At 36.4% G+C, this 21,092-nt stretch carries 20 protein-coding genes and 1 other RNA gene; 11 read left to right on the forward strand and 10 right to left on the reverse strand.

Annotated elements, in window-relative coordinates; translation table 11 throughout:
• Nucleotides 1-71: 71 nt before the first annotated feature.
• A complete protein-coding gene (locus CWS31_RS05890; protein WP_101345243.1) occupies nt 72-563 on the forward strand; it encodes an outer membrane protein assembly factor BamE in 492 nt (163 codons plus the stop codon).
• Between the two features lie 157 nt (nt 564-720).
• Here the strand turns inward: CWS31_RS05890 and CWS31_RS05895 are convergent, their stop codons facing one another.
• Entirely contained in the window at nt 721-1,155 is a 435-nt protein-coding gene (locus tag CWS31_RS05895) for an RnfH family protein (RefSeq protein ID WP_246143391.1), read from the reverse strand.
• The gene (locus CWS31_RS05900) at nt 1,155-1,595 is read right to left on the reverse strand and encodes a type II toxin-antitoxin system RatA family toxin (RefSeq protein ID WP_101345244.1); all 441 of its coding nucleotides are present in this window, start codon (nt 1,593-1,595) and stop codon (nt 1,155-1,157) included. The genes CWS31_RS05895 and CWS31_RS05900 overlap by 1 nt, the downstream gene beginning before the upstream one ends.
• Nucleotides 1,596-1,782: 187 nt before the next feature.
• On the opposite strand from CWS31_RS05900, the gene smpB reads away from it, so the two are divergent.
• The 7 genes from smpB to CWS31_RS05935 all read left to right on the forward strand — a co-directional run bounded on the left by smpB (nt 1,783) and on the right by CWS31_RS05935 (nt 6,570).
• The gene (gene smpB / locus CWS31_RS05905) at nt 1,783-2,274 is read left to right on the forward strand and encodes an SsrA-binding protein SmpB (protein WP_101345245.1); all 492 of its coding nucleotides are present in this window, start codon (nt 1,783-1,785) and stop codon (nt 2,272-2,274) included.
• Nucleotides 2,275-2,411: 137 nt separating this feature from the next.
• Nucleotides 2,412-2,761, forward strand: a transfer-messenger RNA (tmRNA) gene (gene ssrA / locus CWS31_RS05910).
• Nucleotides 2,762-2,936: 175 nt separating this feature from the next.
• Nucleotides 2,937-4,175, forward strand: a complete 1,239-nt coding sequence (locus tag CWS31_RS05915; protein ID WP_101345246.1) for an integrase domain-containing protein — start codon at nt 2,937-2,939, stop codon at nt 4,173-4,175.
• Nucleotides 4,176-4,207: 32 nt separating this feature from the next.
• On the forward strand, nt 4,208-4,924 hold the full coding sequence (locus CWS31_RS05920; RefSeq protein ID WP_101345247.1) for a hypothetical protein: 717 nt from the start codon (nt 4,208-4,210) through the stop codon (nt 4,922-4,924).
• Nucleotides 4,925-5,000: 76 nt separating this feature from the next.
• Nucleotides 5,001-5,252, forward strand: a complete 252-nt coding sequence (locus tag CWS31_RS05925; protein ID WP_101345248.1) for a helix-turn-helix transcriptional regulator — start codon at nt 5,001-5,003, stop codon at nt 5,250-5,252.
• 9 nt (nt 5,253-5,261) lie between these two features.
• A complete protein-coding gene (locus tag CWS31_RS05930) occupies nt 5,262-5,696 on the forward strand; it encodes a hypothetical protein (RefSeq protein ID WP_246143392.1) in 435 nt (144 codons plus the stop codon).
• 301 nt (nt 5,697-5,997) lie between these two features.
• Nucleotides 5,998-6,570: a YagK/YfjJ domain-containing protein gene (locus tag CWS31_RS05935; protein ID WP_101345249.1), complete on the forward strand. Its 573-nt coding sequence runs from the start codon at nt 5,998-6,000 to the stop codon at nt 6,568-6,570.
• Between the two features lie 69 nt (nt 6,571-6,639).
• Here the strand turns inward: CWS31_RS05935 and CWS31_RS17735 are convergent, their stop codons facing one another.
• Nucleotides 6,640-7,140: a DVUA0089 family protein gene (locus CWS31_RS17735; RefSeq protein WP_211355798.1), complete on the reverse strand. Its 501-nt coding sequence runs from the start codon at nt 7,138-7,140 to the stop codon at nt 6,640-6,642.
• A 275-nt stretch (nt 7,141-7,415) separates the two neighbouring features.
• Here CWS31_RS17735 and CWS31_RS05945 point away from each other — a divergent pair, with 275 nt between their 5' ends.
• The 3 genes from CWS31_RS05945 (at nt 7,416) to CWS31_RS05955 (ending at nt 8,536) form a co-directional block, all read left to right on the forward strand.
• Complete coding sequence (locus CWS31_RS05945) at nt 7,416-7,598, forward strand: hypothetical protein (protein WP_101345250.1); 183 nt, start codon at nt 7,416-7,418, stop codon at nt 7,596-7,598.
• A gap of 73 nt (nt 7,599-7,671) precedes the next feature.
• Complete coding sequence (locus CWS31_RS05950; protein WP_101345251.1) at nt 7,672-7,899, forward strand: hypothetical protein; 228 nt, start codon at nt 7,672-7,674, stop codon at nt 7,897-7,899.
• Between the two features lie 19 nt (nt 7,900-7,918).
• On the forward strand, nt 7,919-8,536 hold the full coding sequence (locus tag CWS31_RS05955; protein WP_101345252.1) for a hypothetical protein: 618 nt from the start codon (nt 7,919-7,921) through the stop codon (nt 8,534-8,536).
• 405 nt (nt 8,537-8,941) lie between these two features.
• Here CWS31_RS05955 and CWS31_RS05960 read toward each other — a convergent pair whose 3' ends face one another.
• From CWS31_RS05960 to CWS31_RS05990, 7 genes are all read right to left on the reverse strand, one after another.
• Nucleotides 8,942-10,882, reverse strand: coding sequence for a bifunctional diguanylate cyclase/phosphodiesterase (locus CWS31_RS05960; protein ID WP_101345253.1), 1,941 nt, complete (start codon nt 10,880-10,882; stop codon nt 8,942-8,944).
• 4 nt (nt 10,883-10,886) lie between these two features.
• The gene (locus tag CWS31_RS05965) at nt 10,887-11,561 is read right to left on the reverse strand and encodes a transglutaminase-like cysteine peptidase (protein WP_101345254.1); all 675 of its coding nucleotides are present in this window, start codon (nt 11,559-11,561) and stop codon (nt 10,887-10,889) included.
• A 31-nt stretch (nt 11,562-11,592) separates the two neighbouring features.
• Nucleotides 11,593-12,195: an OmpA family protein gene (locus CWS31_RS05970; protein ID WP_101345255.1), complete on the reverse strand. Its 603-nt coding sequence runs from the start codon at nt 12,193-12,195 to the stop codon at nt 11,593-11,595.
• Nucleotides 12,192-13,589 (reverse strand): TolC family outer membrane protein, encoded by a 1,398-nt coding sequence (locus CWS31_RS05975; protein ID WP_101345256.1) that lies wholly within the window; start codon nt 13,587-13,589, stop codon nt 12,192-12,194. The genes CWS31_RS05970 and CWS31_RS05975 overlap by 4 nt, the downstream gene beginning before the upstream one ends.
• 128 nt (nt 13,590-13,717) lie before the next feature.
• On the reverse strand, nt 13,718-15,091 hold the full coding sequence (locus CWS31_RS05980) for an HlyD family type I secretion periplasmic adaptor subunit (protein WP_101345257.1): 1,374 nt from the start codon (nt 15,089-15,091) through the stop codon (nt 13,718-13,720).
• A complete protein-coding gene (locus CWS31_RS05985; protein ID WP_101345258.1) occupies nt 15,088-17,262 on the reverse strand; it encodes a type I secretion system permease/ATPase in 2,175 nt (724 codons plus the stop codon). The genes CWS31_RS05980 and CWS31_RS05985 overlap by 4 nt, the downstream gene beginning before the upstream one ends.
• A gap of 197 nt (nt 17,263-17,459) precedes the next feature.
• On the reverse strand, nt 17,460-21,092 hold a 3,633-nt coding region (locus CWS31_RS05990; RefSeq protein WP_170252772.1), incomplete at its 5' end, for a VCBS domain-containing protein.

Consider the following 21,092-nt stretch of genomic DNA (forward strand, 5'->3'; position numbering starts at 1 on the left):
CTTTGCTTGGGTATCATCCATGCTCACACTTTTAGTCTGTTTGTTTTACTACTTAAAGGTAAGTAAGTTTTATGTATTTTCGTGTTGCCATTATCATTACAGCCATGGTTTTATCCTCTTGTTCTAGTTGGGTTTACCGTTACGATATCCCACAAGGAAATTACCTTGATAAAAAGGGAATTGACCAACTACAAGTAGGTATGAACAAAGAGCAAGTTAAATTTATTTTAGGTAGTCCTGTTGTTGTCGATTCCTTTAATGACGATACATGGAGTTATGTTTATAAATTAATATCAGGCCGAGATAAAGAGTTTGATATAGACAAGCGCTTAATTCTAAAATTCACTAATGACAAGTTAGTTTCAGCTACGGGTGATTACCCATTGTCTGATAAATTTAATATTCCATTCAATGCTTCAGTTCCCCTTGAAGTAACGCTAGAAAATGCTAATGTTGATGTTAATATTTCAGAAAGTGATGCTGGTGTAACTGAAACTACAGAAGTAACCGAAACCGAAACAGAGGTAGACACCTCAACGGATTCTGATGATACGGATAATTAATATTACTAAAGTTAATTATCATTGATTCATAAACAAAAAAACGGCAATTAAGCCGTTTTTTGTTTGGATTATTGTCTAGACCTAGCACCTAGTACCTAGCACCTAGTACCTAGTACCTAGTACCTAGTACCTAGTACCTAGTACCTAGAAATTATAACTATTTATTAGAATCGACACGTAAAGGATTAACTCTACCACCCGTTGTTTTGTCTGCACGCCCTTCTAACTTAGCTTTTTCAGCGCGACGTTTTCTAACATCTTTTGGATCAGCAATTAATGGTCTATAAATCTCAATTCTGTCTAAATCATCAACACTGTCAGTTAATTTTACCGTTCTATTCCAAATCCCAACTTTATTTTCGTTTAAGTTTATTTCTGGGAATAATTTAATAATACCGGAGTCAATTATTGCTTGTTCAACCGTTGTACCTGAGACAACAGAAAGCGTTAAAATTTTTTGTTTTTGTGGAATGCCATAAACAATTTCTATCGTGATTTTGCTATTTGTCTCAGCTACATCAATAGTTTTAATACTATCGTTACTTTCAGCATTATCAATGCCGTCAATACGCGTTTTATCTGAAGTCATCATTATAAGTTAGCTCCGTAAATTTCTTTTGCTCTTTGAGTGAATACTTTCACCAAACTGTTACTAAAATGACCAAAAACCTTACCAAAAGCCAAAGAAACTAACTTACTAGAAAACTCGTACTCAAGCTCTAAGCTCACTTTACAAGCATCGTCAGACAAAGGCGTAAGTAACCAATAACCTTCAAGTGTTTTAAAAGGACCATCAACTAGCGACAAATGTATTTTCTCATTAGATATTAATGTATTTTTCGTCGTAAACCACTTACTTAAGCCACCTTTAGAAACCAACAAAGCAGCGGTAACTGACTCATCATCAGAACTAATAACCTTACTATCGTTACAGTCTGGAAGAAATTTTGGGTACGAGGGAATATCATTAATTAATTGGTACATTTGATCAACGCTGTGCATTACTAACGCACTACGACTTATGGTTGGCATTTTTACTCCGTATGTCACCCAAGTGAATGGGCGACATAATAACAAAAACCTTACTAAAAGCGCATTATTCTGCAATATTTTATCTTAAAAAAGAGTTTATTCTTTCGATCAAGGATGTAATGAGCCGTTATTATCAGTATAATCATTGCGTTTGCCGCTATTTGTGGCAAAGAAATGGAAGGTAAAAATGGCTAAGAAAAAATCAAAAGATAAATCTAATAGTAGTACGATCGCTTTGAATAAAAAAGCGAGGCATAACTACACCTTAACAGATAAATTCGAAGGTGGTATGAGCCTACAAGGCTGGGAAATTAAAAGCATTCGAAGTGGTAAAGTAAACATTTCTGATTGCTACGTACACATAAAAGACCGCGAAGCTTATTTATTAGGCTCTGAAATAATGCCGCTAAATGCTGCGTCAAGTCACGTTGTATGTGAACCTAACCGCGATAGAAAATTACTACTTAACCGTAGAGAACTCGACAAAATAACTGCTTCTGTTGAGCGTGACGGCTATTCATTGATTGCAACCGCGATGTATTGGCGTAAAAACTGGGTAAAACTAGAGTTTTACTTAGGTAAAGGTAAAAAAGATCATGATAAACGTTCTGATATTAAAGACAGAGAATGGGCTGTTGATAAAGGACGCTTAATGAAGAATAAAAATTTAGACCGTTAATATTAACTTAATAGTTTATTGATTAAAAATTACCACGTTGTCTATTCCAGATAAGCGTTGTATAATGTGAGACATAGACATTTCGAGTCTATTAGTAAAAAGAAAATGTAAACCGTAAAAAAGTAATAGAAAACTTTGGGGCGGATCTAGGATTCGACAAGATTCATGAAACCCAAGGTGCATGTCCAGGGGCGGTTGGCCTGGTAAAAAGCCGCAAAACTATAATTGCAAACGACGAAACGTTCGCACTAGCCGCTTAGGCTAGCCATCACCTCAAAAATTGTCCTGTTGTTTAGAGGATTGATGGTCACCCCAAATAGGATAGCGAGGGAAGCACGCTTGAGGCCGAACCGCGAAACAGTATCAAGCTCACCATGACGAAGCCTGTCGCTTGGCGTCCAATTGGTTAAATAAATAAGCGACTAAACATGTAGTACCGAGGATGTAGGCTTTTTGGACGGGGGTTCGATTCCCCCCCGCTCCACCAATTTTAAAGATTAAGACGCGTCCTAGCGTCTTTTTTTATGCCTAAAATTCAGTAAACAGTACGTTTTAGGCGTATTTAGTGGTTATTAACGATTTTTAATAATTAATGACAACCAATAATTTTAGGGGTACTGTTAGGGGGTTCAAGATTAACTCATAAAAGTGAACCCCCTAAAATGGCTAAAATAACAAAACCTTTAACAAATACCGAAGTAAAACAGGCTAAAGCCAAAGACAAGCCTTATAAGCTATTTGATGGCGCTGGCTTAGTGTTAAAGGTAAGAGTAAACGGCTCAAAATCGTGGTTGTTTATGTATAAAAAGCCGTTCGTTACAAAACGCGCTGAATTAGTTTTTGGCATGTACCCGAGTATTAGCCTAGCTGAAGCAAGGGAATTAAGAACAAAAGCAAACGAGTTATTATCTAAAGACATTGACCCAAAAGAACACAAAGATGAATTTAACCGCCAACAGCAAGAAACGCTAAGTAATACTTTTGAACAAGTAGCCGCTAATTGGTTTCAGGTTAAAAAAACAGAAATTAGTGCTGATTATGCCAAAGACCTATGGCGATCATTAGAATTACATATATTCCCTGCGCTTGGTAAACACCCTATTAGTAAAATAACCGCCCCCCTAACAATTGATGTTATCAAGCCTATAGCGGCAAAAGGTAGCCTTGAAACTGTTAAACGACTTACTCAGCGTTTAAATGAAATTATGAACTATGCGGTTAATACGGGGCTTATTCATGCTAGCCCATTAACAGGTATAAAAGCGGCATTTAAAAAACCTGAAAAAAATCACATGCCTACCCTTACCCCTGATCAATTACCTGAATTAATGAAAACTATTAGTTACGCCAGCATAAAAATTGTTACTCGCTGTTTAATTGAATGGCAACTTCATACTATGGTTAGACCAAGTGAAGCGGCTGGCGCTAAATGGTCAGAGATAGATTTAGACAATAACCAATGGCTTATTCCTGCTGAGCGCATGAAGAAGAAACGTGATCATACTGTACCGCTAACCAAGCAAACAATTGAGATATTAGAACGGCTACAACCTATCAGTGGTCACAGAGAATATTTATTCCCTGCCGATAGAGATCCAAAACGACACGCTAATGAATCAACCGCAAACGCAGCATTAAAACGCATGGGCTATCATAAAAAACTTGTTGCTCATGGTATGCGAGCTTTAGCCAGTACCACCTTAAACGAACAAGGTTTTGATGGTGATGTTATCGAGGCGGCATTAGCACATATTGATCAAAACGAAGTAAGGCGAGCTTATAACCGTGCTGAATATTTAGAACGTAGAAGAAAGTTAATGTACTGGTGGTCTGAGCATATTGAGCAAGCTCAAACAGGAAAGTTAAATAAATATAACAAAGGCTTAAAAATCATAGGGTAGACAAATAGGTCTGATTTACACAAGGGTATATAATGGGAATTGACTATAAAAAATACGAATCCTACAAAAAATACATTGAGGACAGTGAAGCCTACGAGGTTAAAAAAATAATTGAATGGTGTAAAAAAAACAAGTACCACGAAGATGAAGGGGTGCGGTTTTCAGCCAACGCCCTTATTAAATACTTAACTAAAGCCGAACTTCCTTATAGTAATTTAAGAGCTAAAAATAAACGAGGGCAATTTAAAAAGGTTACTGAATTAGATTTATTTATTTGGGCTTACGCGAGGATTCATGGAGTTTCAAAAGCAAGTAGAGAGTTTCAAAAAAATTATCATAAAATAGATGAAACGAGAAATTCAATATTTACAAATAAAACAATCAGAGATCGTATTCATAAGTTAGCAGCTGACAATTCTATTGATTATAAAACTATGATGGAGTCAAACAGCTTCCCACATGCTGATTTAAAAAATGAAAGTCTCGTATACAGGCCTCGTGGTTTACTTTTACTTGCGCTAACTGCTTACAATGATTATTTATATAAAACTACAGGCTATTTAAGACCTAAAGAACAAAGAGAAAAGGCTAAACGAGACGAAAAAAGCAATAGATTAGCTCAAGAAAGACAAATTGAAGCAATTAAATCAGGCGTTGAACCTAAAAAACCTTATTCAACTAGTGAGTTTTTTAAGCAAAAACTCGACTGGATAAAAAAAGCTAAAAAATTTGATAAAGAGGGGAAGTAAAAATTTTTAATTCCCCAATTTTCACTATGTAATTTGTGTGAATAATAGGTAGTCAGTTAACCAAAGAGGAACTGACATGACTATTAACAAACATTATCAATTAATCCGCAGACCTGAAGCATTAGCTTTAACAGCTAGATCAAAATCCGCATTACAGCTCGATGAAAAAGCGGGTCTGTTTTGCCCCCCTATAAATATCGGTGATCGTGCCGTTGCTTACATCAAGCATGAAGTAGAAGCTATTATTCAAGCACGCATTGAAGAACAACCTCCTGAGCAAATAAAACTGCTCGTTTCTGAGCTAATTAAACAACGCAAAGCGGCATAGGGGTCAATTATGGATAACTTAATATTTACCGCTCCTGATGGCGCATTACCAGAAATAAATAGCCCTGCTTATGAATTACTATCAACGCTAAATGATGGTAAAAAACACCCTAGGGATCATTTGTGTAATGAATTAGGAGGTGGTTTTCGTGCTTATCTACAACAGCTAACAGGTGAGTACTATCAACACTGGCTTATTCATACTGAGCAAAGTGAATATAACGGTAAAAAACAATCTTTCTATTGGTTAGATGAAAGACACTTTTCTTGCGATTGGGAGCAGGATAAAGACGCTCGCACCATTGCCCGAAAGCAATATAAAGACCGTTCATATTATGGTACTAAAAACGCTGTAAAACGTCTTGAGCAAGCGAGGCAAGAAAAAGCCGAAGCTGATAAAGAATATGAACAGCGTATAGAAAGTAAAAAGCCCACAGAGGATTAACAAAGTAGGCTTTCGTTTAAACAGGCTAGTGGAAGAAGTTTTGCGGCTAAACCACTAGCCAATAACTAGAGTATAACTAAGATAGCAGCTTTTAAAAAGTTAGCAGTTACATACCTGTTAACTACTATCCGATATGTATTGATTATTAATGACCCTTATTTATAGGTTTATTACCCTAGAAATTTTATTTTAATATCGATAAGCGTCATATGATACAGGCTTGTTGCTCCTTAGCGTAAATTTAAGTTTACAGGTAATTAATAATATCCTTTAGCGTTATCTTAGTTATTAAAAGTATCTAATGGCATATATAACCAAAGACAAAGCAATAACGGTAAATGGTAAAACTTGGTGGGTAAACTCACGAGGAAGTGGGTTAATTACGCATTCGATTAAAGCGATGATTAGCCAAGTCGATGCCATGCTAAGCCATCATAGTAAAATCCATGTTATCCGTTTTGACTTAAGAGTTTATGAATACACTGAAAATAACGGCATTATAACGGCCTTTAATCGTAGATTACACAAATGGCTTAAGCGTAAATACGATTTAAAGCGTGTCGGTTTTATATGGTGTAGAGAGTTAGAAACATCAAAACAACAACATTATCATTATGCCTTAATAATTGATGGTCATAAGGTAAGAACCCCTCATGAAATAACAACCAAAGTAAAAGAGATATGGCGGCAATTAGACGGCTCTGAATACTTCCCTAAGAACTGCTATTACAATCTAAAGCGCGGTGACTACGAGTCAATACAGCCCGCTATTTGGCGAATATCCTACTTAGCCAAAGCTAGAGGGAAAGGTTACAAGCCAGATCAAACTAAAAACTATGGCACTAGTCGCATAAAGGTAAATGACAGGCAATAAAAAAGCACCAATCAATGGTGCTTTATTTGATACTCATTACTTGAATGTATGAGTATAAAACAGACTAAATTACTGTTTTTTGAATCTACGTGATGCTAAACCCATAATAACTAATGCGAAGATAACAAGGGTTGATGGCTCTGGTACATTGGTCGCGTTTGTTACAACAGGACCACTGATATTTATACTATAGCTACCAGCATGAGAATGAGTATTCGACATATTAATTGTTTCGCTAACCGAATGACAACAAGCATCAGCACTAATTACGTAATCACCAGAGGTAAGAAAAATAGAAATAAAAGAGTTAACGCCTGCGCCTCCATCATCATCATTAGCTAAAAGATCTGCTACATCTAATGTGCCATCATCTTCAAATAACCATAAATAAGTATCAATGTTGCTACTAGTCATATTGAAATCAATCACCGCATCACTTGTTACAGAAATGTAATGATGGTTAGTAGTACCAGATAATAAATCATCATTTATTATCAACCCAGCATTAGCAAAACCACTAACAATTAAAACTAAACCAGTAACAGCAGCTTTCAACATTTTTATATTCATTATTATTTCCTTGGTAATACATTTCTGATAGTAGAAAGGCATATTTTATAATTACGAAGATTAAGCAGTAAGCATACCAACAATAACAAAGGCTTTTATTTCAATACCATAGAAAGAATGATGATATTTTATATTATGAGCGTGTAAAAGAACTCGACATTAGATAGCTAATGATTCCTTATCGTAAATGGTCGTTGATATAATTATTGTAAAGACCACGCAAGGTTAAATATTATCTACTACACTTAGAATTCACTCAGCAAGGAACGCTAACAATGCCAAATAATAAACCGCCTGATATACTCAAAAAAACTTGGTTAGATATTTACTACAGCCAACAAAAGCCAGAAAACAACCAAGCACAGTGCGTTGTTGAATCTAGAGTACTTGCCAACTTTCAATCAGTTTATGAAGCAGAAATGTACCTGTATCAAGAAGAACAGAAAGTGGTTCATTAACCTACGTTAACGCCTGTTTTTCGTATTGGTAAATGGTAAAATATAAGCCCGCATAAATTACAATGGTTCATCTATGGCGCAAAAATCAAAATACATGAGCGGTGACATTAGGCATTTAATCAATAAAGCCGTTCAAAATGAACTAGCCAACCTACCTACAACTCTATCCGAAATAAAAGACCCTGTTCAAAGGTTAAACTTCTTAACTAAGTTAATGCCTTTTGTTTGTGCGCCTATTAAACAAGTTGGCGTTATGACAGCACGTAGAGAAACTGGCGAAGATGATATATTTTCTATTTAGTTTTTCGGAGTAATAAGCAATGCTTAAAGGTAATCATTACGGGAGAAAACAAAGGAGATCTTACACAAGCGATTATCCCCGTATAAATGCCAAAGTGTTTAAATCATTGCTAACCGACCCATTAGGTAGCTATTCAATCAATTCTGAATATTTAAGTGATAATCATAGAGAATTAATATTAAAAGAAAATACAAATGGTGTTCGCTATGTAACATTCACCATAAACGATAAGCCCCATACAATAGCCCTAAAACTAGATAAACGTAGCGCAAGCAATAAACTATATATCACTTGCCCTTACTGCCAAAAACAATGCCAGCACCTTTACGCGATTAAATACGCCTATGCTTGTAGGCAATGTATAGGTTTACATTACGTATGCCAAAGCGAAAGACCTAATGAAAGGTTAATGAGACGTATTAGAAAGCTTAGAAAAGAATTATGGGGTTATGATTGGCCTGAAGTAAACAACATGTTTAAACACGTTATTTATTGGCCTAAACCTAAATGGATGCGCTGGAAAACTTTTGAACAAAAACGCGCTAAGATAATTGAGTTGGAAGAACAATATTGGCCTATGGCTGTTACTCGCATGGAAACAATTTTTGGTGAGCAACTTCTTAGTGATTATAAATAATTAAAGACTTTTCTCAGGTCACTAGCCGTTAGAAAAATATTCAAGTTTTCATTCAATAAATAGGGTGACAAGAAAACTTAAGGGGTTTGGTAGGGGGTTCAGTAAAAAACCAAAACAACATTACCCTTTAATTACAAAACATTAAACACCCAATTCAGATGACCCCCGCCCAAATAAAGACCTTTTTAGTCTATTCGTTATACCTAGTAACTTTTAGATTTGGCCATAAACAGATTTTGCTTATGACATAAAAAACCGCTTAATTGCGGTTTTTTTATAGTTAAAATTTAGATCTACCATCTAGTGTTATTTGTTCAAGTAAGCCGCCATAAATGCGCTATGGCAACTTAACCACTCTATCTTACTAGGCATAACTTGATATAAGCTTAAGTTTATAAAGAAAATCTATTCTTTTACAATATCAACTGGCGGCATGATGTAGCCCTGATAACCATCAGCTCTGAGTGGTTTAATCGTTTGTAAGTGTTTTTCATCTTCAATACCGGTAATAATCACTTGAATACTTAAGCCTTTAGCAATGTTGACTAGTGCCTGACAAAGCTCGAAGTTTTGTAAATTTTCTTTATCTGTTTCGCTATCGTAACAAGAAAGAGACATGTCTAATTTAATGTAATCTGGTTTTAATTCTTGCAGGTAAGTTAACGATCCCATTTGTCTGCCGCAATTATCCACACCAAATTTTGCTCCAGCTGTTTCAATAATGTCACGAAGCTGTATAGCCGAAGCCAAGTTTTGCGTGATAGCGGTTTCTGATGTTTCGAAGTGAATTTTTTCAGGATGCGTCACTTTGTCTAAGTAGCTGCTCAACCATATATGAAAATCTGCGTTCATGATGCATTTACGAGATAAATTGACCGCTATAGGGGTGTTATTTATAGAAAGTAAATTATCTGTAATGATTGCATCTAAGATGCATCTGTCTAGTTTAGAGCCCAGTGATAATTGCTCTATGTAAGGCATAAACTGCCCTGCTGGCATTATTTTACCGTCTACTTCTAAACTACAGTAAATTTCACGGTGGATTACTTTGTTGTCATTACACTGTTGAATTGGCTGCCATTTAAAAAGAAAATCACTATGTTCAATTGCTTTTACTAACTGAGTACGCCAAGTTTCTCTGCTAAAGGCTTTTTCTGTTTCAAGATAAAACCAGTGGTTAGTTTTTTGTTCATTTAGTGCTTTTTGTAAGGCGCTGTCTGCTTGCGATAATAATTCTTCACGGCTTATATTTTCACTACGTTGCGCCACACCTATAGCAAAGTGTTTATTCGGCTCAAAACCTGCGTTAATTATTTCTTCATTTATGAGTCGAATTAACGATTGTAAATAATGACTTATTTGCTCTTTTTCTGCGTTTCGGATCATGAAAGCGAATTCAGTATTAGAAATTCGAGCAACTAAGGTTTCATCCGATTGAGGTAATTTAGTTGATAACTTTATCGCAAAGGCTTTAATGGTTTTATCACGCATTTGATAACCATACTTACTGTGTATTTCATCTAGCCAACTCATATCTGCTAATAAAAGTGCGCCGAAATCTGGCTCACTTAACCAACTGTTAAGCTGCCCAGTAAGATATAAACGATTAGGAAGTTGAGATACTTGATCGCACAACGTATGTTTTTTCAAGTTATCTACTTCATCATCTAGTGCATTAAATACATGTTTCAACTGACCTGACATTGAATTTATTGCCACTACAACTTCTTTCAGCTCGGTTGTTGATGGCATTGGCATTTTAGAATGAAATTTTCGCTGAGAAATATCACGTGCATGCTTTGCAACTTCGTCTAATGGTTTTAAGATTATTTTTAAACGAAAACGTAATGCCATAACAGATAAAAGGAAAAGTGCAGACAATACCATTAAGGTGTCATTCATGATCCGCCATAATTCGCGATAACCGATTGCGGGGTTAGCTTCAACTTTTAAAGTAGCAAGTTGTAGCCAACCAGAGGTAATAGTAACTTCTTTACTTTGGGTATCAAACAGCGCTAAATTACTAAACCAACTAGGTACGCTTTCAATAGCTATATCGTTTTCCCAAACTTCTTGTTGTTGATTAGCTAGCCAAGTTAATTGTACCTTTTTATAAAAACCACCTTCAAAGATAACATTCACTAAAGTATTAGCGGCCACTTCATCACCTATTTCTAAATGCGGTTTAAGCCCTAAGCTAAGTGAAGTTACTGTGTTATTTAAGTCAGATTCCATCTGTTCAACCATGAAGGCTTTAGTTTCAGTAAACTGAAAATAGACCAAACTCGACATAATTAATAAAAACATTGTAAATAACAGTGAGTTTATTTGATTAAAAAGCGTCATTATTTTACTCCATTCTCAATTTCGGTTGTTTCATATTTAATATACCCATGCGCTGATTTAAATCAGTCCATTGCTTTAAGCGTTTCGATTTACCGGCGAGAACACCTTGGTTTTTCTTTTTGTTAAGCCAAAGTTGTTTACCATTAAAACTATATACCGGAATAAGGTCTTTACGTTCGGTTGCAGGCTTAATAGTACCATTGATATTATCAAGGATAACGGGCACCGAACTTGGTGTGGGATAGTAAGCAACAACCATGTGATATTGATTTAAAGTCACGGCTTTTACCATGCTAATGCGCATTTTTTCATCGGGAATACCAAGCTCTAATAAGGTAAAATATTTAGCAATAGCAAAGTCTTCACAATCACCTGCATTAACACCTATAAATTCAAGTGGGGTCGCCCAGTAATTACTAACGCCCCAAAGTGTTATATCACTTGTAAAATATAGTTGATTAAAAAAGTTATTTACCTTTTCTAACTTATTTTCTTCCTCAAGTTGGTGAGACTCTTCAATTAAATTAAACCAAGCCTTACCTCTTTTTCCTGCGCGCTCTCCGTAATTATTGATAAGTGCATTAATGATTTGTACTTCGTCTAAACTGCTATTTTTTTTTGCATATAAAGTGATATTCACCACAATTAACAAGCTACTAATAATTAGTATTTTAAACATTTTAAAAACACGCTTATTATGCACTTACCTATTACTCAGCTTCTTTATCAACGCTATAGATGGTCCATTTCATATCAATTAAACTTTTATCACTGCTAATTTCTGCAACGATACGTCTATTTTTTTGATGGCTAACGTTATCATTGCCGTTTGCTAGTAATTTACTTTCACCATAGCCAACAGCAGTGATGCGATCAGCTGAAATTTTATACTTGTTTATCAATATATTTTGAATTGCTAATGCTCTATTTTCAGATAGTTTTAAATTGTGCGCGGCAGAGCCCCTAACACTGGTATGCCCTTCAATTATAACTGTCACTTCAGGATATTCGTCCATGAATATTGCTAGGCTTTCAATTTCAGCATTATATATATCTTTTACTTGGTAAGAGTTGATATCAAAATTAACATCTAACCTATGACGTATTGTATAAACTGTTTGCGAGCCACAACCTTTGTTGTCTACTTTTGCGCCCACATTACTATCTGGGCATTCGTCTCTAGCGAGAATGATGCCATCACCTTCGCTATCCGACAGATCATATTTTTGTACCGTAGGCTCTGGTGTCATCTCAACTATTTGTGTTGAACACGCCGAGATAAATAGCACCCATATAAGTATTATAAACTTCACTTTTCGTCCTCTTCGTAATCATTTTCACCTAACCAGCTATTTGGTCGTGTTACCCGTAAAGCTTCAACTAACATCCCCATTGAATGTAGAATTCTGTATTGTGCAGAAATTTCAGAAAACTCAGCTTCTAAGAAGTCACGACGTGCTTGATACAATTCATTTTCGGTATCAAGTAGATCGAGTAGACTACGTCGTCCTACTTTAAATTGCTCTTTGTAGTCTGACTGGGTGTTTTTCGAGGAAACAACATGCAGTTTTATATATTTCTTTTGTAGATTTAATTGCTCAAAAGCATTCCACGATAAAATAAAACCTTCTGTTACTTGACGATGAATATTACTATTTAGCTCTTTGGCTTCATTTATTTTATACGCGGTTTCTTTTGCGTAAGCATCATGTCGACCACCAGAGAATATATTGTAAGAAACTCGCAACATGGCGGCCACTTCATTATTTTCGCCACCCACATCACCAAAACTTGTAATACCATCTTCACCGTCTAAATTGTCGTTGTAGTTTGCGGTTATTTCAAAAGATACCTTAGGGTAATAATTTGATTTTGCTGCTTTATATTGTGCTTTAGCGGCTTTAATATCGCTCACCGCAGATTTTATAACAGGATGATTTTTTAACGTAACCTGTAAGCCTTCGGCTTCTGTTTGGGGCAATAAATCAGCATCAGGAATAGGAATAACTAAATTATTTGGCCTTTGTTCAATTACACGATAGAAGATTACTTCACGGTCTAAATAGTTATTTTTAGAAGCAATTAAGTTGGAATGAGCTTTAGCTAAACGACCATCAATTTGAGAAAGATCTGCCGAGCTACTAAAGCCAGATTCAGTACGTTGTTTTATCTGATCATAAATTTCTTGATGAGATTTTAAATTGCGCTCTGCCAAGCCCACTAATTGCTTAGCTTTAATAACATCAATATAAACTTTACTTACTTCTAAAGCTAAGTCTTCAGCAATACCATTTAAACGCCATTGTTCTGCTCTAGCTGTTGAACTAGTACGATCAACCTCACTTTGGGTATGAAAACCGCTAAAGAGTTCTTGGTTAACAATGAGGCCAAGTTCACGTCGAGGTAACTCAGTTGTATCTTCGCCGTTGTCGGTTATTTGTCTACGAGTACCTGGGCTGTCGGTATATTCATAACCAAAAGCGGCGGTAGCATCAACAGTAGGTAAATAGCCAGCTTTGGCTTGATCTATTTGTTTTTCACTCACTTTAAAGCGAGTATAAGCGGCTCTTAATTCAGGGTGCGTGTCAAAGGTAAAAGCAACCGCTTGTTCAAGCGATTGTGCATTTACGGTGGTTTGAAAAAGCATAGTACAGGATAAAAGTGTCATTGCTTTTATATTCACTTGCTTAAAGCATTCTTTTTTCATATTAATCCATATTTATAATAAGCTTCACAGGTTGTTATAGGCATTGGTATTAGCGCGCCTATGACCCTCTATCAATTTCTTTAACACGAACATGAGGTTTTCTATGTACTAATGATTACATGTTATTGTTAATATTCTCTGAGTGCTCGCTCCTTGGCTCGCATGATCGGATTCAAAATATATTCTAATACCGTTCTTTTGCTGATCATGACATCAACACTCGTCATCATTCCTGGAATTATTGGCATTGCCGTATTATCTCGGCTTTTCATACTCGACTCTGTTGTTCTAACTCTGATGATATAAAAGCTATTACCTTCTTCATCTTGTGTAGTATCTGCACTAATATGCTCAACCACACCTTCTAAACCACCATAACGAGTAAAGTCATAAGCCGTAACTTTTACCATGGCTTTTAAACCTACAGAGATAAAAGCGATATCTTTAGGGATAATTTTTGCTTCAACTAATAACTTATCTTCTGATGGTACAATTTCAAGTAACACTTCACCTGGCCTAATAACACCACCTAAGGTTGTGATATGTAATGTTTTTACGGTACCAACAACGGGTGATATTATTAATGCTTTACTGACTTTATCTTGAGCACCAACTTGTGCTTCATTTAAACGCGAAAGCTTAGACTGTAACTCATTTAACAGCGCACGCGCATCTGAACGGTATTTGAAAACGGCTTCACGACGTTTTAAAATGGCTTCATCAAGCGCCGATTTAACTTTGGGCTTTAATAGTACTAAAGTGCTCAATTCACCTTCTAAGTCATTCACTACACGTTTTAGTTTTAATAACTCAACCTCAGGCACTATTTTTTTCTTCGCTAAAGGAATAGTTAATTCAAGTTCACTATTTGCTAATGCTAAACTGCCCCTAAGAGTAGAGATTTTAGACGTTAGTTCTTTAACTTCTTGTTCGCGTTGTTTTATTTGTTGCCCTTGAATAGCGACTTGATTTTCAATGTTATTTAAACGAGTATTGTATTCATCTTGATTACGAATAACGAGCTCTGGTGAACTTTGGATTAAGTCTTCTGGAAATTGTAATTGTGTTTTTTCTATTTTTACTTGCAACTGCCAATCATCAACATCTGCTACTAATACGTTACTTAACTCGGCACGTAACCTAATAATATTTGCTCGTAGTGCATCTACTTCTTGGGTTTGTTGCGCCATATCAGAGCGAAAACGAGTATCATCTATTCTCGCTATAATTTGACCTTTGGTAACTTGCATACCTTCTTTGACAAATAGCTCTTGTAATATACCACCATCAAGGCTTTGAATTATTTGTACTTGGGTTGAAGGAATTATTTTCCCTTCGCCACGAGTTACACGATCAAGTTCGGCAAAATAAGACCAGATAAGGAAACAAATAAACAGTGCTGCTAATGACCAAATAGTTAAACGATGAACCGTAGGGATTTCCGTTAAAATGGCACCGTAAACGTCATCTGCCATTTCTAAATCTTCTTTATTTATCTTCATCTTTGAGTCCTTTCTTTGGCAGCATTAAGTTTGCCACTTTTTAATTGCTCTAAGATAACTGACTTCTCTCCGTCGGCGACTAAATGGCCATTGTCCATAACAATAATACGATCAACTAACTGTAATAGATGCATTTTATGAGTAATGAGTAATAACGTACGATTTTTAGCCGTTTCTTTCATCGATTTAATAAATAATTTTTCTGCGCGAGCATCTAAACTTGCAGTTGGTTCATCAAGTAATAACATTTGCGGATCGTTTAAAATAGCTCGCGCTAAAGCGACTGCTTGGCGTTGACCACGAGATAATGATAATCCACCTTCGCCTACTTGTAATTCTAAACCTTGGGATTCCATGTCGGTAAATAAATTAACACCTGACAGCTGTACAGCACGCATTAATTGATATTCAGTAACTTGTTTAGTACCAAACAAAATATTGTCTTTAATTGAACCGTGAAAAAGTACAATGTCTTGGGGTAAGTAACCGATATTTCTGCGTAAATCACTCGGATGAATTTGTCCTTGATGCATGCCATCATACCTTATGCTGCCTTGTTTAGGTTTGAATAACCCTAATACCAGTTTAGCTAAAGTAGTTTTTCCTGAGCCGTTACGTCCAATTATGGCTATTTTTTCTCCTGGGATCACTTTCATTGATAACGGATAAATAGCCTGCTTTTCAATGTCGGGGTAATTAAAGTTAACATGTTCTAAAACGATGTTTCCTTCAAGTTTAGTTCGAGTAGCAAGGTGACCTTTATCTTCAAACTCACTTTCTTGGTTCATAACGCCGTCAAGTTGTCTTAATGAACTTACCGTTTGGTTGTATCGTGTCATTAATGCAGCTATTTTTGCCATTGGTCCTACGGCTCTGCTGGATAGCATTACCGCAGCAATTATTCCGCCCATTGAAATAACACCATCAGAAACACGGTAAACGCCTAAAACAATAACCGCAACGACAACCATCTGAACTATAAAACTAGAGAAATTAGCAACGGAGTTAGTAATAACTTTGGTTTTCAGTTGCCAATTAGAGGTATGTCCAAGCATTTGTTGCCAGGCATTTTGTACAATACCTTCAGCGCCACTGGCTTTAATTGACTCTAATGACGATAGACTTTCAACTAGGTGACCATGGCGTAAACCTGAAAACTTATTACTTTCTTCAATGGCATGGCGTAATTTTGCCTGAACTAAAAAGGCATAACCTAATATTAATACCGTGGCGATCACTGAGAATACAGCTAAGTCACCAGCGACAATATAAATAATAAATACAAATAGTATTGAAAAAGGTAGATCGACTAATGCTGTGATTGTTGCCGATGATAAAAAATCACGCACACTTTCAAATTCACCTATTTGTTTAGCCATGCCACCAACACTAGGTGCTTTTTTTTCTAATGAAATACCAACTACTTTTGCATACAGTTTTGATGACGTTTGAATATCTATTTTTTTGCCTGCGACATCAATCAAATATCCTCTTAATTGTTTGAGTATAAAATCAAACCCGTAAGCAATACTTGCGCCTACAGCGAGCACCCATAAACTTTCAAAAGCTAAGTTAGGGACTATTTTGTCATAAATATTCATCACCAATAATGGTGAAACCAAGGCGAAAATATTAACTAAGATTGAAGCAATAATTACATCACGATAAATTGGCGCAGATTCCCGAATAGTATCCCATAACCAATGCTCTTTTTTGTCAGCTATATGCACGTCAAAATCACGATCTGCATGGTACTTTTGTTTGATTAAAAACAAATAGCCTACATAAACAGATTCGAGATCTTCAATGGTTAGTTGTTCTTCACCGCCTGTTTCTGGCAATGAAATAATCGCGATATTGGCTTTGAAGTCTAACGACTGCAATATACAAGCTTTTTGGTCTTTAAGCATTAATATGCAAGGAAGCAACATTTGAGGAATGTTATCAAGACTCTTACGACTTAATTTAGCACTTAACCCTGCACGCATAGCAGCTTGTGGCAGTAACTCAGGAGTTAGTACGCTACTAGTTAATGGCAAACCGGCAGCTAATGCTTCAGCAGAGCATGGGTTACCGAAGTTTTCACTTAATAATACTAAGCAATCTAAAAGTGGATCTTCACTAATACGTTGTGAGCTATTTATTGTCCATTGAGGTTTTGCTGATGTCATTTAAATACAGAAATCCATGAAATTATTATCTAAGTATAGAACTTATAAAGAGTTATATGACTTTAATTTAAAAATATTATGTAAATATATTAATTTAATCGTCAACCATAAGTCGATGTGTACCTTCGTGATACTCTTTCACCACATACTTAGTTGAAGTTACATTACATGCAACTTCAACTAATACATTTTTAGTGTTATTCATCAGGAATAGGTTCTATAACCACTTTATCAACAACACTACTATCACCGATAAATAATGCTCCTTTATGATCTCCTGTTAACATATCGTTGATTATAGTGACATCATCACTACCCAAATCAATATTATCTAATACAATTGTTTGTGTTATTTCATTATCACCATCAGCATGCACAGTAATAGTTGTATCCACACCATCACTATCAAAGTCTAAAAACTCATTTAGATTATCGCCTTCACTTAGATGTAACAGATCACTAATATCAATAATATCTTCGTCTAAATCAAAGCCATTGATATGGTCAGTACCTGTGTCACTGTCAGACCAAATGAAAGTATCAATACCTTCACCAGAAATAAGTTCAGAGTTATAGCTTACTGATAAATCAGAAGTGCTATTTAATGTTGCCTGTAGATTAGTAATGTCGATGTATTCATCACTTGCAGACATGTAACCATCAAAATCAATATTAACTTTTCCATTTTCATCTAATACAACTTCATAGCTATAAGATTTATGCCACGAGTTACTTTGATCCGCGTCAGCACTATCACCTTCATTACCAACTAGGCTTGAATCATATGTTATTGACTCAACGATATCGTCATTACCATCGTTACTGATGGTAATATTCAAGTAGTCTTGAGGACTACCATTATCATTTAAGTCCCAACTGCCATGAGCTGTTGTGTCGAAAGTTAAAATGATTGTTTTACCAGCGTTATCTTCACCAAAATCATATTCTTTAGTTAAGTCGATACCATCATCTGCAGTACCTAAACTGTATTCATTTTCCTCTAAATCGGTACCGCGCTTAAAGGTTAGTTTATCTTCGAGTTGTCTGATATCACCATTAACTGATACCGATACCGTTGCTGAGTCACTTGTAATACCGTCTGTTGCCGTATAACTAAAGCTAACATCTTGATTTATACCACTGGTTGTAGGAGTAAATTTAATCTGCGTATCATTGATAATTTCAACAGTACCTAATGAAATTCCATTATCATCTACAGGCTCTTCCACACTTTCAATACTCAACTTATCAGTATTTGGATCATTTTCTAATACATCAAGAATAAAACTAGTTGGTACTAATGTAGCAGTTATATCTGTTATATTAATAGCTTCATTATCAGCTGTAGTTTCAGCGGTAAAGGTTACATTGGCCTCACCATTACTGTCTAATACCACCTCATAAATGATAGTTCCACCACTAGGCACATCGGTATCATCACTGTTATCGTATGTATAATATTGATTATTTCCTTCACTGCCGCTAATAGAAAAGAAGTCTTTATTGTCGCCTGAATCCCAACCACCTATTACTTCAGTAGTTAAAGTTACCTGAATAGTTTGACCTGCATAAGCCTCACCGAAACTGTAAGTTTTAGTAACTGATTCATCCTTTGTACCTTTAGCAAGTTCAGTAATATCAGTATCAGGGATGGTAGTTGAAGCTGCAAAACTGTAACTATCATCAAGTGTGTCTATGCCAGGCGTAAATTCAACGGTAACCGTGGCAACATCGGTATTTACACCATCAGAAATAGTATAATCAAATGTTACAAATCCAACAAAACCTTCAGCTGGTGTTAATGTAACAATGCCATCAACTAACGAAACACTTGCACCGTTACTAGCATTACCAACATCAACTACGGTTAACGTATCCTCTTCTGCATCGGTGTCATTAGATAGCAGAACATCTGAATCCACAATGAAATTGTTATCTTCAGGGGCTGTATATCCATAATTACTTAATAGAGGAAAGTTTTCACCATTCAGTAAAGAATAAGTAACCACGCCAAAAGGAGTTTCATCAACAGGGTTACTCAATTCAACTTGGAATACAGCTCTTCCACCTTGGTCCCAATAAATGATCTCAATGTCATGTAGGCTGCTACCATCAGGATTATTGGTAATAGTAAATAATTCATGAGTCGTGGCCGTTGGTGATTGGATCTTATCAACAACAGCAACCTCTTCTCCGTCAATTAATATTACATAACCGTCATCCGCCAGTATTTGAAAGTTGTAGACGCCTTCTGATAAATCTATGAGCCCTTTAAAATGTAAAATAGCATCACTACTGTTATCAGGGTCTGTAGATAATGTTTGTGCATCTTCTCCTAAGAATGTTTGTAAATTCATTCCCCTACCTAAATCACCATTTATTTCACCGTAATTTAACTCTGTCGCAATAAAGTTAGCATCAGGATTGTTATTTTCCATATAATTACGAATAGTAGATAGATTATCTAAGTTTTCACCTTCAACAGCTTCATGATATGAGTAATACGAAGCATAAAACCCTCCTGAAACTAAAGAGCTTCCATTATCATTAACAGCTACAGGATCACCATCTGTACCATTAATAGAGATAGTGACCGTTTGAGTGGTAACACCATCCGCGTTGGTCACCATAAATGTTTCTGTTAAGGTGTCACCATCATTCAATGCTTGAATATCACCTTGACTATTATCAGCACTGTAGGTCCAGCTACCATCTGCTGTAATAACTAAGCTACCATACGTACCATTTAAGTTTTCTGCGATAAACTTATCTTCACCTGCATCGCCATAATCAGCAATAAGTTTTCCATTGGTAGTTAAGATAGCTGTGTCATCTTCTTTAACGCTACCCGTCACATCACCTGAAATGGTTGGCACATCGTCCGTACCATGAATAGTTATAATCACCGTTTCACTAGTCACGCCATCGGCGTTAAATACCGTAAAGCTATCGGTCAACGTTTGATTTTGAGTTAAACCCTGAATAACATCTTTGCCGTTATCCGCAATGTACTCCCAGCCACCATTAGCGCTCACCGCTAACTGGCCGTATGTACCCGATAAGCTAGCCTCTTGGAAGTTGTTTTCACCTGCATCACCGCCACTAGCATTAAGATCGCCACTGGTGCTTAATAAGAATGACTCATCTTCTGTCACACTACCAGTGAAATCACCTGAAATGGTTGGCACATCGTCCGTACCGTTAATGGTGATGGTTTGTGTCTCAGTGGTGCCATCGTCACTGGTGAAAGTGATGGTATCAACTAAGGTTTGGCCTGCCGGTAGTGCTTGCACTGCAGCATTGCTGTCATCTAAGCTGTATTCCCATACACCCGTGCCATCAACCACAACCGTGCCGTAGCTCGCAGTACTGCTCACTAAAGTCCCTTCACCGGTATCAATATCACTAACAGACACGGTGCCTATTGCGGTGTTGTTGCTCGCATCATCTTCAGTCACGCTTGTGTCACTTGCAGTAACTGTGATATCCGCCGCATCATTGCTACCCGTGATGGTGATGGTTTGTGTCTCAGTGGTGCCATCATCACTAGTAAAGGTGATCGTATCTGTTAAGGTTTCACCGTCTGGTAACGCTTGTACCGCAGCATTGCTGTCATCTAAGCTGTATTCCCATACACCTGTGCCATCAACCACAACCGTGCCGTAGCTCGCAGTGCTGCTCAATAACGTACCTTCGCCGGTATCTACGTCAAATACTGAAATAGTACCTGTCGCTGTGTTATTGCTCGCATCATCTTCAGTCACGCTTGTGTCTGTTGCAGTAACTGTGATATCCGCCGCATCATTGCTACCCGTGATGGTGATGGTTTG

Source organism: Colwellia echini (assembly GCF_002843355.2).
Classification (GTDB): Bacteria; Pseudomonadota; Gammaproteobacteria; order Enterobacterales; family Alteromonadaceae; genus Colwellia; species Colwellia echini.